This window comes from Paraburkholderia sp. Ac-20336, assembly GCF_017105025.1.
Lineage (GTDB): Bacteria > Pseudomonadota > Gammaproteobacteria > Burkholderiales > Burkholderiaceae > Paraburkholderia.
In genome coordinates, this window is record NZ_JAAGPS010000043.1 from 20,969 (window position 1) to 35,126 (window position 14,158).

Consider the following 14,158-nt stretch of genomic DNA (forward strand, 5'->3'; position numbering starts at 1 on the left):
TCCTCAACTGCCCTGCTGGCCCAGATTCGCGCGTGCCACACGCTGGTAGGCGGGCATCGAGCCACGCGGCGACGCGCCGCCTGAACCACCTCCTGAGCCCGTGCGGTCGCGAATCTCTCCGCCAGGATGTGGCCCCCGGCCATTGCCGCTGAAAGCCCTTCCGATTGCGATCGCGAGACGTCGCGACGCCAGGCCCGCCACAAATGCCCCGAAGCCCGACAGGGTTGCGCCACCCGACAGGCCCGCCGCCACAGACGGCAACTGCCAGCCGACCATCGCGAGAAACACGCCGGTCGCAAACAGGCCGATCGCAGCGGCCGCCGCGGCGGCATCCTCAAGGGAGGAGGAAATGGCTTGCACCAGGGTCGACGCATCAGCGCCGGGTGAACTGCCCGTGGCATGGAGCGAAGTGAGATCGGCCGAGAACGCCGTGAGCGCCATGCCGAGGAAGGCTGCAACGAGGATCTGCAGCAACGCGTAATTGACGACCTTCGCGGTCCACGCCTCGAAAAACCGCGCGGTCGGCGCGAACGCCGCGCAGGCAATGAAAATCGGGCCGAGCCCAAGCACAAGATCGAGCAGCATGCGCGCCATCACGACCTCAAAGGCCAGGACGATCAGGAAGATCGAGCCACCGAGCGCGGCAATCAGTCCGCACAGGAAATCACCGATGGCGGCGGCCAGGCCGCTCGGACTGATTCCCTCGTGCGTCGCCTTGTCGAAGTAGGCATCCATCACGAGATCGATCTGCTGGTCGTAGCAGTCGAGCATCTGGTAGATGCTGGTCGCAGTGCCTGGCCCCGTCACGCTGCTACCATTGGCGGAACCACATCCCGGATTGCCACCACCCGTGGTGTTCGCTGCGTTCTGGATTGTCTGGGCAAGCCCCGATGTCGTACCGTCGACGGCGGTCACGACCTGTTGCTGGTAGATCCCGGTGCTCAGCGCGAACGCCAGCGTGATCGTGACTTTCAGTCCTCGCCAAGCAAAGGCCGGTACCGCCTCGTGGGCTTCGCCGCGCACCACCGCGAGACCATAGGCCAGCACCCAGATCGTAACGGCTGTGGTCACGACAGGCACGAGCGCACCGGACAGCGCCGACGACACGTTCGTGACGTAGGTCGACATGCCGTTCTCGAGCGTGCCGCCCACGGCGGTAAAGAGGCCACTCATCGCGCACCTCCCGGCCCGGGCAATGGAGACGGATGCGCACTGATCTGGGCTGCGCGACGCCTCGCAAGCTGCTCATGAAAGACGGGCAACCATTCCTGTGGCGCGTCGCCGACCTGGGCGCGGATCGTGTCGAGCAGTTCCACGTTATCGGTCGTGCCGGACAGCACGTCGAGCACATCGCCGAGTCCAGCAAGATCGAGCCGACCGATGGCCGAGCGATGTCCCTGCTTGACGAGGAACAGGCGGCTGTTCTCGCCGAGGTTGCGCACGATATTGAATTCGGCCTCGGTCAGCTTGAAGCCGTGCACGTAATCGTCGTAGTCGGCACGCGGATTCGGCAGGAAGAAGAATGTCGCGCTCTGCTCAATCAGCGCACTTGCGATCTCACTGCGCAGCACATCGGCCGGTGACTGGGTATCGAAAATTCCGAGCCCGTTCTGCTTGCGGATCGTCTTCTGTTTGTTCTTCGCGAAGTCCGTGAAAACAGGATCGTCCAGGCGCTTCCAGAATTCGGTCATCACGTAGATGAAGCGCCGACCGTCGATCAGGTTTTCCGTTCGATGCAGCAGGTACATCGTGACGGGTGTCGACACCTCCGCGTCGTCGAGCAGTTCGGTGTCGTCGAAGCCAAACAGGTTGGCGCGCGCCAGATCGATGTGATCGGTCGGGTTATCGAGCACCCAGCCCAGGCGTCCGCCCGCACACCATTTTGCGAGCCGTGCATGCAGACTGTTCTCGCCCACGTTCGGCAGGAGCTGCCGCACCATTGACAGGCGACGCAGAGACTTGTCCATACGCGCGACCTCGCGCACGGCTCGCGAGATGTCGAGTTCGTCCTTCGCGGACAGCAACTCGCCGATATCGACAAGCTTGCGCACAAGGCGCTCCCAGAAGTCGATCACAGGCTCACCCGGCGTCATCTGGAACGGGTTCAATCCCGTCGGCTCGCCGCGACGGAACACGGTATAGGTTCCGCCCATCGCGCGGATCGCGATCTCCGTGCCGCGGTCCTTGTCGAACAGCACTGCCGTGATGCCATACTTCGTTGCCATCGCCAGCAGAAACAGTTCGAGCACTGTCTTGCCTGCGCCAGCCCGGCCGATGATCTGGGCATTGGCGAGCGCCTTCTCGTCGAGCGAGTCCTGCTTGTCGGGTGTCGCGTGGAAGTTCAGATAGAGCGGCTGGCCGCTGGGCGTCTTGACGATCGTGATCGCCTCGCCCCATGGATTGCCGTCGCGCTTGCCGCTTGCAAAGTTGTGCAGGCTCGACAGGCCGCAGAAGTTGCGCGACGTGAGCTTCGCCTCGCGCGGCCGGTAACGCCAGTTGGCCGGTAGCTGGGCAAACCAGGCTGAATCGGCCACAAGATCGATCAGCGCCGTCTGGAAGCCGGCATCGGCCAGTTGCGTGCGCGCCTTTGCAACGCTTCGGGATACCTCGTCCAGTGTGTCGCCGAGCACGGCCAGCGAATAGTGATATTCACCGAGGACGAAATCGCCATTAATCAGGTCATCGAGTGCCCGGTCGATCTCCTCAACCTGGGACACGGCGACGTCCTCACCTGCGATAAGCTGGTTGCGTTGCCGCTCCAGCGCCTCCTTCGCCGTGGGTTTGTCGAGAATCGTGAAGCTCTGCGTCTCGATGTACTCGAAGTCGCCGTACAGCAGACCATTGAGCATGCCCGGCTCGGTGTCTTCCGGGTAATCCTTCAGGTCGAGCATCGCCGCGAAGCGGGTCGCCGCCGGCATACGGATCTCGATTTTCTCGGCACCGACGAAGAGACGCGAGGTCGGCAGCGCCTCGCGGATCGGGCCGGACGGTACGGGTTCGCGCTCCCAGACGCCGTTCACCAGATAGCCGAGCAGTTCCAGCGCCGACGAATAGCGGCGCGGGCGCGGCGTAAAGGGACTTTGTCGCGTATAGACGCCGAGCGCGACCGGATCGTACGGCCTGAGGCTCGATTCGACCTGGGCAGCCAGTTCCGCCATGACTTTCAGCGCGTCGAGCTGGTCGCGCCGGATGTCGTCACGCGTGCGGCGCGCGGCGCGACTGAAGACGCGACCGAGCCGGGTGCGGTTCGGCCGGTAGACCACCGTCAGATACAACTCATTGGCCATCATCCGGTAGCCGGCAAAGCTCGCGTAGTAGCGCGTGGCCAGTTCTTCGCAGAAGCGGTTGCGGTGCTGCGTGGAGAAGTGATCCGATACACGCCGACGCAGACGATGCGACCACAGCGCCACGTGGCCTCCTGCAAGCCCACGGACGAACTGGTTGAACCCGTCGTGCCGCGCGAGGATATCGGCCGGATCGGCTGCCTCGAACGCGATGCCCGCGATCTTCCAGATTTGCAGGTAGTCGCCTTCACGCGTCTTGATGATGTGGTCGCTCACATGTGTCGAGTACGGGATATAGCCGGCGAGCGGCACTTCCCGATTCGCGACGGACACGAGTTGTGGTTCGGCCGGCATGTCACGCCCTCCTCTTCAGGCGGACCGGCACGTAGGCATGCACGCCCCAGAAGCGGCGATTGCCCTGGCGCAGCGCCATGCGAACGCGCAGCGCGACCTGCGCGAGCCGCTGGTCGTCGTGACGCGTGATCACGCGCATCACGACAAACACGGGGATCATCAGGAACAGGATCGCGACACCCAGCGGTGGGCTCGCGAGCAGAGCCCAGATGGCCGGGATCAGCATGCTGCCGCCGACCATCAGGAACGGCACGAGCGGCACGCCCCAGAGCATCGCGGGACGGGTGCAGCCTTTGAAAACGGGATCTTTGAGCGAGTGCATGGTTCGGCGCTCCCGGATCAGCTCGTCGGAATCAGCATGCCGGCGATGACGGTCGCGCAGCCGACGAAGAGCCCGCCGATGAACACGTTCGCGACGTCGCCGAACCGCGCGTGCTGGAACATCATGCGGAAGCCGGTCCAGATAATGGATATCGAGCAAATCACGCCGCCGACGCCGAGCAGCGTCGTCTGGATCATGTTCAGCAGCGTATTGACCTGGGACAGTTGCGCCCACGCCGGAGCCGTGAACATCAGAGCCGATGCACCGGTAGCCGTTACCCGCGCTGCTCTCCAGTCAGACAACTGTCGTGCTATCCATACACGGAAGACCTGATATTTATTTCGATATCCTAAATACATGACCGACTCCCTTCCGACAAATTTCAACCTGTCCTGTCCCGGTCAAAACGGTGGGTTAAAACACCACGGCACTGCTGTCCTGTTCGCGTTGCTGATCCGTGACTGGTGATGGAGCAGTCATCCCACGACGGTCGCGTCGTAATGGCGGCCGAATGACAGATACGGAGCGAGGTGAACGAGCCGGCGTCGCAGAATCAATCCGCACGACCGGGATAGGTGTGATCGCCGGCACAGTCGGCACCGGTGACGACTGACTCACCGCGTTGTCCACGACGCGCTGTACGTAGCCTGTCCGGTAGCCAGTCGAGAAGTCGCCGCTTGCATAGCAGGACAGGCCCGCGCGCAGCGCAGTCTGCACATCGGTCTGAGAATCGGACTGCGCATGGAACTGTCTGTTCCGAGCCGTCACGAAGCAGCCCTGGAGAATCGCGGCGCCCGCCGCCAGGTTGCGGCACGGCTCGAATGCGTTCTCCGTGGTCAGGCCATAGGCGGGCCAGTTCGCGCGATTAACCTGTGCGAGCCCGACGCTGAAATTCCAGCCACCCGCCTCCAGCGCGCGCATCGTTGCGATCGCTTCGACAGCACTCGATGGTTGTCGCAGCAGTCGGCCATGCACGACGCCAATCGCATAGGGATTGAATCCGGACTCGGTCCGCACGATCGCGGCCATCGTGTCCTGGGCGATCTGCGGCGCGCATTGCTGCGCAAGCGCCATGAAGTCGAGGGGCATCATCAGTTCCCCCCGTCGGAGCGATCCCACTGCTGTTCCGTACGCTGCAGGAAAAGCGCCGCGGACTGCGTCGGGTCATATGGAACCTGTGTACTGCCGGTGCCATAGAATTCAGTGATCGTTGGCCCCTGTCCGCCGACGTCCCACCAGACCCGCGCATAGAGTTGGCTGTCGATCTCGACGTTGATTGCACCGGATGCCCGGCACAACAGTTCGCCCTGCTCCGGAGCACCCCAGACCAGCAGGTCCTCGCGACAGTAGCCAGCGCTCGCGAACGTGTTGGACGCGGACGTACCCCGCGCGGCGCCGGTGTCGAAATCACAGGTTGGAAACGGCTCGCCGTGACGCAGCGCACGCCACAGTTTCTCGATTAGCGGCACGCACTCACCATACTGCTCGGGACCACCAGGGTTGGACAGGCAGAGGATGACCTGGCAGCCCCAGTCGTCCGCATAGGCAACACCCGGTGCGAAAACCGAGGTGCCAGCGAGCAATGCCAGTGCAATCAACCAGCGCCTCGCAATACTGCGCATCACGCGCGGCTCTCGGCACCAGAGAACGATACGAGCCATCTTCATGATCCACCTTCCGTCGATCCGATCCATCAGACACCGAGGTACCAGAACGGATGTGCGCGGAAAAAGAAACCCGCGGGGCCGGGGAGGCACGCCGCGGGTTCAAGGGGATCCGTTCCAGAAAGCAAAAAACCTGCGACCACAAGATTCGCAGGCTTGCCGCATCAACCACCGCGCCAACGCACATACGTCGGTACATCGGGGCCGCTAACGCGTACTCGGTCGTGCGTTTGCGCATCGACCGGAACAGATTGTTGACTGCACTCTAGGCGCGATCTCGTGGTGATGCAAGCGTCAAAATTGTGGATATTTCCGCTCCATCGTCCGTTAGCTTCCTGGACAATCCAGAGAATTCCGGAAATTTTTTTACGTCCGCTCCATCTCCAGCAGACGAACAAGCGCCTGCCTGGCCGAGGCGAGTTCCAGCTCGTAACGACTGCGCGGATAGCGCGGAATTCTGAGTCGACGGCAAACCACTTCACGATCCGCATGCCACAGAAACACCATGCGGAGCAGTTCCTTGCGGCGAGGGTCGAGGCATCGCCATGCCGCCTCGATCTTCGCGGCATCGATCGGATCGTAGGTGCCACGTGGCGCATTGGCCCAGTTGTCGAGGCGCGATTCCAGGGACGCACGGGATGCATCAATCATCATCGTGCTCCCCGTCGGATGAACTGGACGCCACGTGATATCCGGCCGGATCGATCAGGAACTGCTCAATATCCGCAGCCCGCCAACCGACCATTCTCCCGCCCAGCGATACCGGCCTCGGAAACGTCCCATCCTTGATGCGCTGATAGATGGTGGAGCGAGACAGGCCGACGACCTGCTCAACCTGTTTGCGACGCAGGATCGCGCCTGTCACGCGTATTGAGTCCGACATGATTTCCCCCTCCTGGCTTTGCCCGGATCTGTCCGGCACAGATCCTATTCAAGCAACAGGAAGCACGGACGGACAATTCCGTCATGTCGTCGGAACGGTCCGTCGGGGTCGGAATTCAGTGGTGACGTCGATCTGTCTCGTTGACGGCGTCGGGGCGCAGAGCAGCCGCAAACGTCTGCGCGCTGCGTGATGCTTCACCGGTTGCCTGTGCCTTGAGCCCCAGCTTCGCATCAATTGCACGTGCAACGGTAGAGGACTTGGGAGGGCGCTCAGGGTCCCACTGCGCCCAATACTCCCACATGACATCAAAGAGTTGGGTAAGCGCGCGAGTCATGTGCGGTAATCGAACAATTACGCTCCTGTCAGGTCGGTCTGGCGGTATGTGCCCCGTCTTCGCAGGTTCAGGCTGACCGGAACACTGGTCCAAACGCTGCTCCAGACTATCTTCGAGTACATGATGGAGGGCTACCGTGCGAGCTAAAGCCCGTTCGAGCAACAAGATACGCTGATCGCGTCCTCGCAAACGGGCCGACAAACGAGATGCAGCTACTTCAGCATCTTTGAAACGAGTCTGCCAGAAGTCGGCTGACCCGCATGCGACCTCGCTATCGGCCGCATCTGGATGACCGTCATCGGACTGGCACATATGACCTCTCTTCCCCTCTGAACATCCCGTCGAGAGAGTAACGATTCCCCGCTTCTCGATTGATCTTATGTATGTTTCTACAACGACAATCTAGAAGGGAGAGTCATTCGAGACAAGTTAGATATCCACTCCTGTACGTTAACTACCCGACCGTCAATAAAACTTACTGCGTCAAAACGAATACGAGACGCTATTCGAGGAGCAGGGAAACGCTTGAGTGGCGTATTTCGACAAGAACGGCAAGCGCCTCGTCTGCACGATCGACAGGAACAAGAATGTGGTCGTGGTAGTAGCCGGCAATCGCATTACATGGAATGCGAGCTTTGGTCAGGTGCGCTGATACGACGGCCAGGAAGCCGACTGCATCAAGACTCGAATGTACCTTGAGGGTGATGAGGCGCGCTTTGAATGTATACGGTAGCGCGCAGCGCTCAGCGTCCCGCAGGTCAATCACCGCAGTCAACCCTTCGACCTCACGAAACGTGCACAGCGCCGGCAGCCCGTCCGGCAACATGAAGTCAGCAAACGAACAGTAGACGTAAACCGGCCCCATCATCTCCGGCTCGATCGTCGCGCACAACCCGGCAAGGTCTTTCTCGCTCAATATATCCTCCGTTGGCAGTGACGCATTACAACACCTTACACCACATACAGCCGGATCGAGCAGTAGCAAAAAAAATCAACGGCCAATAGCCTTCCTAACCACCTCACTCGCGACCCAGTTCGTTCACTATGCTGTAGACGCGTATCCGGATAAGCAAGCACATCCAGCAACCTGAACCACGGGGAGTTCACTCAGCCTGATGGAGGCTGCAATGAACCACGGCGACACCCTTTCGTCGATCCATGCCGATCGAATTGCAATCAAGCAGGCCATGTTGGCTTGCAATCCCATCTGGCGAGGACCGAAACCACAAACTTGGCGCTTCATTCGCGACATCGCATTTGATTGGTTAATGGTCTTTGCCTCGGTCTGGGCCACGCATCGCATCGGTTGGATGACCTCGCCCATTGCGCTCGTCGTAATAGGAAACCGACAGCGTGCCATAGGCAACCTGCTCCACGAGGCCAGTCATGGCAACCTGAGCACACACCGCCACACCAACGACTATCTTGCCCATCTACTCCTCGCACCGCCACTGCTGAACAGCCTGCCGGTTTACCGAGCCCTACATGCGCGCCATCATGCATGGTTGGGTGATCCTCAACGAGATCCGGATCTGTTGCCGTCGCTCACGCGCGACGGAGATCAGTGGCATGACGTCTACGTTCGCTGCCTCATGAGATTCTCCATCTTTCGTGGTTCGCTTGTCGGCCATTTCTCGAACGGAAAGCTGACAGGGCGGCAACGACTCGGGATTCTGGCATGGTGGATGATCACATCACTAACGCTGGCAGCAATCAATCCGCAGTTCTCGATTGTGTTCCTCATCCTCTGGTTCGGCTCCCGCATCACCATCTTTCACGCGATCACCACCTTCCGGGAGATGACCGATCATTACGGGCTCGAACCCGGAAGCATCTTCGGCTTTACGCGGGAGATTCCCGATCACGGCCCACTGTCAACGCTGCTCCACCCACATCACAATGGTTACCACCTGACTCATCATCTTTTTCCGACGGTCCCTTACCACCAGTTACCCAGCCTGCATAAGCAGTTGATGAGGCTCAACGAATTCACCGATCAGGCCAAGATATGCAAAGCGTATCTGGTCGGGCCTCAATCAAGCGTATTTGGTTGGGGAGCGCATCATGGATGATCGGAAACTATCCACCTGGCAGATCGCGAGTTTGCTCGCATCAACCAGTTGCGGAATCGGCTTCCTGTTGGGGACGGGGGAACTCGCACTTCGGCAAGGTATGGCTGCTTGTCTATACGCTGTCGCCACGGCAATCGGACTTCTGACTCTGGCCATTGCAGCACCCCGCCTCTGGAAAACCGGGCAATCCATCTGGGGATATTTCGATACGACATACGGCCCAGCAATCGGCCGACAAGTTGCCGCCCTTTCCTTGATCTGGATGACGGGCGTATTGGGCGCCCAGATTCGTGGTGCATCGGCCTTGCTGGAATTATCCGGCGTTTCACGTACAACATCGATCGTCGCGGTCGACTGTCTTGTGTTCGGATTATCGTTCGTTCGACTCTCCTCCCTTTCGTCCTTATTTGCGATCTGCCTGGGAGGATGCAACGCAATACTGGTCTACGCTCTAATCAGGGAACATCATCTGACCGTATGGCTCCATGCTCCAGAGAATTTCGCGCAGTCAGTTCACCTCAGGCCAATCGGCCATGTCAGCTTGACACTTCTTTCCGTCGTCGCACTAGTCATCTGTGGTGCGGACTATCAACAATTTCTGCTCAGGGCTCGCACGCCGTCGGACGCGCGCAGTGGCTGCCTGCTTGCCGCTGCTGTCGTCTTTGTTATAGGGTTTCTTCCCGCGTCAACGGTCATTGCCAATCGCGGATTGTGGCAATTGAACGTGCTGCCAGACCCGGCTCAAGCGGTGCCAATAGAACTCGCCCACACGCTCGGACATACCAGCGGTATCACGCTGCTGGCCGTCGCATTTGTGCTCCTGATAGCGGCCCTCGGCGCAGCATGCTCGATTCTCCTCGCTATGTCCGACGCGACCTCCACCTTATGGCCCGGTGCGTGTCGTCGAGCCGCCGTCGAGCGATTACTGCCTGTTCTCGCCGCGACATTGGTTGCTACCAGCGGGCAAAGCATTATCGACATGATGGTCATGCTGAACATCATCTACCTCGCCGCAGTCGGTCCGCTGCTCGGGCTAACGCTCCTAAACTGTCACATCACGTACCACGCCGCAAAGCGGTCGATGCTCACCGGATTCGGTATCGCAATGACGTGTTACCTAGTCCGATGGACAAACACTGTTACCCTGCATGAGTCGCTGACACTTGTACTTGCATGGCCCTGCGCATTGCTGGAAGTGCTACGGCACGGGCTACAGCGCTCAGAGCCCGCTCATCCCGGTTCATCACAACCCCTTGATTCCAAGCCAGTCACTCACCTGAGGCAACATCGTCAGTTTCCGGCGGAAGAGGATCGAGGAGCTGAATTAGCGTACGGCGCGCGTGACGGATCACAAGATCGCTAATGGCCTCCGCATTCTCAGGGGCAGTCTCCCAATGGTGCCAAAAAAGCTCGACAGCAACCTTGTGATGGGGCGCCAGGCGTACCAGCGTCCCAGCATCGATCAACGATTGCGCCTGCAAGCACGGAACGAGTCCGTACCCTACCCCGTTCTCGATCGCATTCAGTAGAGCTGTGGGAGATGGAAAGTAGTATGCCGCGTAGCCCTTTACCTTGAAGTCCAGCAATCGCTCAAGAAACAGCGCATGCAACCCGTCCTTCCGGTTAAACAACACCGCGGGTGCTGCCAGTACGCTGTGCAAGCCCAGACCTTGCGGGAAAAATTCTCGAGCAAAATCTGCATTTGCAACACATTCATATTCCATTACGCCGATAGACTCGGCGAGAAATCCCGTGGGAGGATCATTTGATGTCGAAACACATCCCATCGCTTCGCCACGCGCTAATAGCGGAAGCGTGTAATCCTGGTCATCAACCATAAGCTCCAGCGCAACTTTTGCTTTGGCGATTTCCCAAGCGACGGGTTCGAACCACGTTGCCAACGAATCAGCATTGACAGCGATGGCTATTCGAGGCCACGGTGCAGCCAATGGCTTGATGCGCTGTAAGGTATCGGCTTCGAGCACCTTGAGCTTTCGGATATGTCGAAGTAGCACCTCGCCCGCAGGCGTTGGGATATTGCCATCGCGTACCAATAGAGGTGACCCAAGCGCCTCCTCCAGCGCTTTAAGACGCTGCGACACGGCACCCCGCGTAACGTTTAAAGCCGCAGCGGCCTCTCCGAAGTGTCGCATCTCTACTACGGCTGCAAATGCTTCAAGTTGCTGACGATCGATAATCATGCTGCTCTTTCACTCGTCAATGCCGAGCCACGGATTCCTGACGAAATCTCCCCTCAACTTTTACGCACTTTCATTTACGGTAGTGCTCTCGTCAGTCGTCCAGACTGAATATCAATAAACTTCAACGGTTGCCTCAATTTCGACAGCCATACCAGAGGGCAAAGAGTTTGAGCCTGTTGCAATCCGCGCGTGCAAACCTGGCTCCCCTAGTACCGAATACATCAGGTCCGAGGCGCCGTTCATTACCTTCGCATGCTCGGTAAACGTTGACTCGCACTGAATAATTCCGGCCATACGAATAATCCGCACAATGCGGCTCAGATCGCCGTCGAGCATCCGGGAAAGATGACTCAGGATATTCAATGCACACAACTGCGCAGCTCGCTGACCGTCCTCGATGCTCAGATCGGTTCCAACTTTCCCGGCGTATCGAAGTTCGCTATCCCAGCGCGGTCCTTGACCGGCAACCTGGATAACGTTCCCCGAACGCACTGCAGGTAAATAACTGCCTCGAGGAACACTTGCAGGCGGTAGCGACAAGCCCAATTCTGCCAAACGTGCTTCCGTTGATTTCTTGCCATTCATTTGAGATGCCTCCTGTCGGGTTCTTTCAATTAGCGAACCTCAGCTCACTGCTTGAGCCAACGCGATTCGAAACACATCTGCGTCCACGTTTCCTCCGCTCGCCACCAGTACAACGGTCTTTCCGGATACATCTGCCTTGCCACTGAGCACCGCCGCGAGGGGAGTTACACCGCCGGGTTCAACAACAAGCTTCAGCGTGTCAAAGGCTACGCGCATCGCACGACGCACCTCATTGTCGTCAACGACCAAACTTCCAGAGAGAAGCCGCTTGTTGATTGGGAACGTCAGTTCACCCGGCGATATAGTTTGCAAGGAATCGCAAATCGACTGTGCCCCGGGGGCATTTGAAACTTGCTTGCCTTCTGCCAACGAACGCGCGGTGTCGTCGAACCCTGCCGGTTCGACAGCGTAGATTCTTGCTTGCGCGCATTGTGCGTGAATCGCTGTTGCGACGCCTGCAATCAGGCCTCCACCGCCTGCCGCTGCGAGGACAATTTCCGCCGTTGCACCAATTTCCTGCAGCTGCTGAACGATTTCCAGTCCAATGGTCCCTTGCCCGGCCATGATGCGAGGGTCGTCATAAGGCGGAACCGTAACGGCACCTGTGCGTTCTGCAATATCACGCGCAATAGCTTCGCGGTCGTCGGCTCTGCGATCGAACAGCCGCACTGTTGCGCCGTAATTTCGCACACCGTCGATTTTGGCACGCGGTGCGTCCGACGGCATGACGATGGTAGCTTTCATGCCCAACCGAGCGCATACGGCCGAAATTGCCAGTGCGTGATTGCCCGAGGAAAAGGCAACGATACCGAGTGGCCGCTGCTCATCGGTCATCTGAAGCACGCGGTTGCATGCTCCGCGATATTTGAATGAACCCGTTTTCTGAAGATTTTCCGCTTTGACAAGTACCCGAGCACCTGCCAAACAGTTCAACGCTTCACTCTCTAGCAATGGCGTACGAACGACATACTGCTGAATTCGAGCGTGAGCAGCTTGAATGTCTGCAACGGAAAGGTCGCGAGCAGCAGAATCGGTCATAGTATTTCTGAGTGGAGTGGTGACTACGGGAACATCAATTGATTTAGCCAAGCGATTGCAACAACAACCTATTCGCCAGATCTTACAGCGCTGAAGGTCGTTGGATGATCACGCATGACGTTACGTCCATGCAGTTGGTAAGGAGCTAGGTCAAGTGCGGGGGCGCGGCGGCACAGTGTATCCACGACAAGTTTCGAAGACGCCGCCGCAAGCGTGAATCCAAGTGACCCTTGCCCGGTGTTGAGCCACAGATTGGAAAGATGCGTCGGCCCCAAGAAAGGCTTGCTATCAGGGGTCGTCGGTCGCGCCCCGGTCCAAATCTGGGCAGCACTGTAATCGCCGGCCTCGGGCATTGTGCTTTCCGCTTGCGACTTCAGAAGTTGGATGCGTGTAGCGTCCTCACGAGACCCTTCCGGGGTCATGTCGACCATCCCAGCAATCCGGAGTTGTTGACCAAGTCGCGCATAGACAATCTTGTGATGCAGGTCAGTTACACTAATGTCAGGAGCAACATTACCTTCACCGACCGGAACTGTCAGGCTGTAGCCCTTTAGTGGAAGCATCGGCAGCCGGATACCCAGCGGCCTCAAAAGTTCGCGGCTGCCGTTGCCCAGCGCCACGACATATTCGTCCGCGACGATGTCACCGTTGGACGTGAGCGCTGCAACGATTTTGCCGTTTTCCTGACGCAAGCCGCGAAGAGAAGTTTCGTACAAGAAACGTACGCCCAACTCCTCCGCCGCCGTTCGACCCAGTTCTCGGGTAAAGAGAAAACAGTCACCAGTCTCCTCGGACGGCGTGTAGATGCCACCAACAAGCTTGTCTCCAATCGAAGCGAGTGCTGGTTCTGCGCTCACGCACGCTGTGGCGTCAAGCGCGGTTTGCTCAGTACCAAAGCTGGCCTGGAACTCCATCAGCCTGCGCGCACCGTCGAATTCGTCCGCATCCCGATATACGACCAACTTGCCACTCTTGCGAAAGGCGAAATCGATTTGCACATCCGTCATCAATTGGTGCATCGTCTCCCGGCTGTACGCGCCTAGCTGCAGCAACTCGATAGTGGTCTGGCGACTGCGAGCTCGCGTACAGTTTCGAAGGAATTCGGCACACCAGGCCCACTGAGCGAAATCGAGACTGGGGTGAAATCGCAACGGCGCACTTCGACTTAGAAGCCAAGCAGGTAAATGACTCAGAACGGAGGGTCCGGCCAACGGAGCGACGTAGCTGTAACTTAACTGACCTCCATTGGCGAAGCTAGCCCCTACACCGGTCTCAGAGCGCTGCTCCACCACGGTGACCTTGAAACCTTCCCGGGCGAGGAAATAGGCAGTGGTAACGCCGACCACACCACCACCGAGGACGCATACGTGCATTTGTCTCTTGCTCGAAAGTTTGTCCCGGACTACCCGCCGGGACACGTC

At 59.0% G+C, this 14,158-nt stretch carries 15 protein-coding genes; 2 read left to right on the forward strand and 13 right to left on the reverse strand.

Translation table 11 applies throughout. The features are described 5' to 3' along the window. Window positions 1–3: 3 nt before the first annotated feature. The 9 genes from GXB81_RS15035 to GXB81_RS15075 all read right to left on the reverse strand — a co-directional run bounded on the left by GXB81_RS15035 (window position 4) and on the right by GXB81_RS15075 (window position 7,757). A complete protein-coding gene (locus GXB81_RS15035; protein ID WP_205989633.1) occupies window positions 4–1,173 on the reverse strand; it encodes a type IV secretion system protein in 1,170 nt (389 codons plus the stop codon). Continuing rightward, a complete protein-coding gene (locus GXB81_RS15040; protein WP_205989634.1) occupies window positions 1,170–3,638 on the reverse strand; it encodes a VirB4 family type IV secretion/conjugal transfer ATPase in 2,469 nt (822 codons plus the stop codon). The genes GXB81_RS15035 and GXB81_RS15040 overlap by 4 nt, the downstream gene beginning before the upstream one ends. 1 nt (window position 3,639) lies before the next feature. Beyond that, window positions 3,640–3,960, reverse strand: coding sequence for a VirB3 family type IV secretion system protein (locus tag GXB81_RS15045; protein ID WP_205989635.1), 321 nt, complete (start codon window positions 3,958–3,960; stop codon window positions 3,640–3,642). Window positions 3,961–3,977: 17 nt separating this feature from the next. Beyond that, window positions 3,978–4,319: a TrbC/VirB2 family protein gene (locus GXB81_RS15050; protein ID WP_205989656.1), complete on the reverse strand. Its 342-nt coding sequence runs from the start codon at window positions 4,317–4,319 to the stop codon at window positions 3,978–3,980. Window positions 4,320–4,374: 55 nt separating this feature from the next. After that, a complete protein-coding gene (locus tag GXB81_RS15055) occupies window positions 4,375–5,052 on the reverse strand; it encodes a lytic transglycosylase domain-containing protein (RefSeq protein WP_205989636.1) in 678 nt (225 codons plus the stop codon). After that, a complete protein-coding gene (locus tag GXB81_RS15060) occupies window positions 5,052–5,627 on the reverse strand; it encodes a hypothetical protein (protein WP_205989637.1) in 576 nt (191 codons plus the stop codon). The genes GXB81_RS15055 and GXB81_RS15060 overlap by 1 nt, the downstream gene beginning before the upstream one ends. Window positions 5,628–5,990: 363 nt before the next feature. After that, window positions 5,991–6,278, reverse strand: coding sequence for a hypothetical protein (locus GXB81_RS15065; protein WP_205989638.1), 288 nt, complete (start codon window positions 6,276–6,278; stop codon window positions 5,991–5,993). Further along, entirely contained in the window at window positions 6,268–6,507 is a 240-nt protein-coding gene (locus GXB81_RS15070) for an AlpA family transcriptional regulator (protein ID WP_205989639.1), read from the reverse strand. Before GXB81_RS15070 ends, GXB81_RS15065 begins: the two co-directional genes overlap by 11 nt. Window positions 6,508–7,343: 836 nt before the next feature. After that, the gene (locus GXB81_RS15075; protein WP_205989640.1) at window positions 7,344–7,757 is read right to left on the reverse strand and encodes an ACT domain-containing protein; all 414 of its coding nucleotides are present in this window, start codon (window positions 7,755–7,757) and stop codon (window positions 7,344–7,346) included. Between the two features lie 211 nt (window positions 7,758–7,968). On the opposite strand from GXB81_RS15075, the gene GXB81_RS15080 reads away from it, so the two are divergent. Next, window positions 7,969–8,913 (forward strand): fatty acid desaturase, encoded by a 945-nt coding sequence (locus GXB81_RS15080; RefSeq protein ID WP_205989641.1) that lies wholly within the window; start codon window positions 7,969–7,971, stop codon window positions 8,911–8,913. Next, on the forward strand, window positions 8,906–10,276 hold the full coding sequence (locus GXB81_RS15085) for a hypothetical protein (RefSeq protein WP_205989642.1): 1,371 nt from the start codon (window positions 8,906–8,908) through the stop codon (window positions 10,274–10,276). Before GXB81_RS15080 ends, GXB81_RS15085 begins: the two co-directional genes overlap by 8 nt. Here GXB81_RS15085 and GXB81_RS15090 read toward each other — a convergent pair. The 4 genes from GXB81_RS15090 to GXB81_RS15105 form a co-directional block, all read right to left on the reverse strand. Continuing rightward, window positions 10,182–11,114 (reverse strand): HTH-type transcriptional regulator ArgP, encoded by a 933-nt coding sequence (locus GXB81_RS15090; protein WP_205989643.1) that lies wholly within the window; start codon window positions 11,112–11,114, stop codon window positions 10,182–10,184. The two genes, GXB81_RS15085 and GXB81_RS15090, sit on opposite strands and share 95 nt — an antisense overlap. 111 nt (window positions 11,115–11,225) lie before the next feature. Then, window positions 11,226–11,699, reverse strand: a complete 474-nt coding sequence (locus tag GXB81_RS15095; RefSeq protein WP_205989644.1) for a RidA family protein — start codon at window positions 11,697–11,699, stop codon at window positions 11,226–11,228. Between the two features lie 39 nt (window positions 11,700–11,738). Then, entirely contained in the window at window positions 11,739–12,737 is a 999-nt protein-coding gene (locus GXB81_RS15100) for a threonine/serine dehydratase (RefSeq protein ID WP_205989645.1), read from the reverse strand. Between the two features lie 68 nt (window positions 12,738–12,805). Continuing rightward, window positions 12,806–14,110, reverse strand: coding sequence for a D-amino acid dehydrogenase (locus GXB81_RS15105; RefSeq protein WP_205989646.1), 1,305 nt, complete (start codon window positions 14,108–14,110; stop codon window positions 12,806–12,808). Between the last annotated feature and the right edge of the window lie 48 nt (window positions 14,111–14,158).

Bases quoted from the DNA above. Each gene is read 5' to 3' on its own strand.
- GXB81_RS15045 (WP_205989635.1), bottom strand. From the start codon at position 3,960: ATGCACTCGCTCAAAGATCCCGTTTTCAAAGGCTGCACCCGTCCCGCG.
- GXB81_RS15095 (WP_205989644.1), bottom strand. From the start codon at position 11,699: ATGAATGGCAAGAAATCAACGGAAGCACGTTTGGCAGAATTGGGCTTG.
- GXB81_RS15055 (WP_205989636.1), bottom strand. From the start codon at position 5,052: ATGATGCCCCTCGACTTCATGGCGCTTGCGCAGCAATGCGCGCCGCAG.
- GXB81_RS15080 (WP_205989641.1), top strand. From the start codon at position 7,969: ATGAACCACGGCGACACCCTTTCGTCGATCCATGCCGATCGAATTGCA.
- GXB81_RS15070 (WP_205989639.1), bottom strand. From the start codon at position 6,507: ATGTCGGACTCAATACGCGTGACAGGCGCGATCCTGCGTCGCAAACAG.
- GXB81_RS15050 (WP_205989656.1), bottom strand. From the start codon at position 4,319: ATGTATTTAGGATATCGAAATAAATATCAGGTCTTCCGTGTATGGATA.
- GXB81_RS15090 (WP_205989643.1), bottom strand. From the start codon at position 11,114: ATGATTATCGATCGTCAGCAACTTGAAGCATTTGCAGCCGTAGTAGAG.
- GXB81_RS15065 (WP_205989638.1), bottom strand. From the start codon at position 6,278: ATGATGATTGATGCATCCCGTGCGTCCCTGGAATCGCGCCTCGACAAC.
- GXB81_RS15100 (WP_205989645.1), bottom strand. From the start codon at position 12,737: ATGACCGATTCTGCTGCTCGCGACCTTTCCGTTGCAGACATTCAAGCT.
- GXB81_RS15040 (WP_205989634.1), bottom strand. From the start codon at position 3,638: ATGCCGGCCGAACCACAACTCGTGTCCGTCGCGAATCGGGAAGTGCCG.
- GXB81_RS15105 (WP_205989646.1), bottom strand. From the start codon at position 14,110: ATGCACGTATGCGTCCTCGGTGGTGGTGTGGTCGGCGTTACCACTGCC.
- GXB81_RS15060 (WP_205989637.1), bottom strand. From the start codon at position 5,627: ATGAAGATGGCTCGTATCGTTCTCTGGTGCCGAGAGCCGCGCGTGATG.
- GXB81_RS15085 (WP_205989642.1), top strand. From the start codon at position 8,906: ATGGATGATCGGAAACTATCCACCTGGCAGATCGCGAGTTTGCTCGCA.
- GXB81_RS15035 (WP_205989633.1), bottom strand. From the start codon at position 1,173: ATGAGTGGCCTCTTTACCGCCGTGGGCGGCACGCTCGAGAACGGCATG.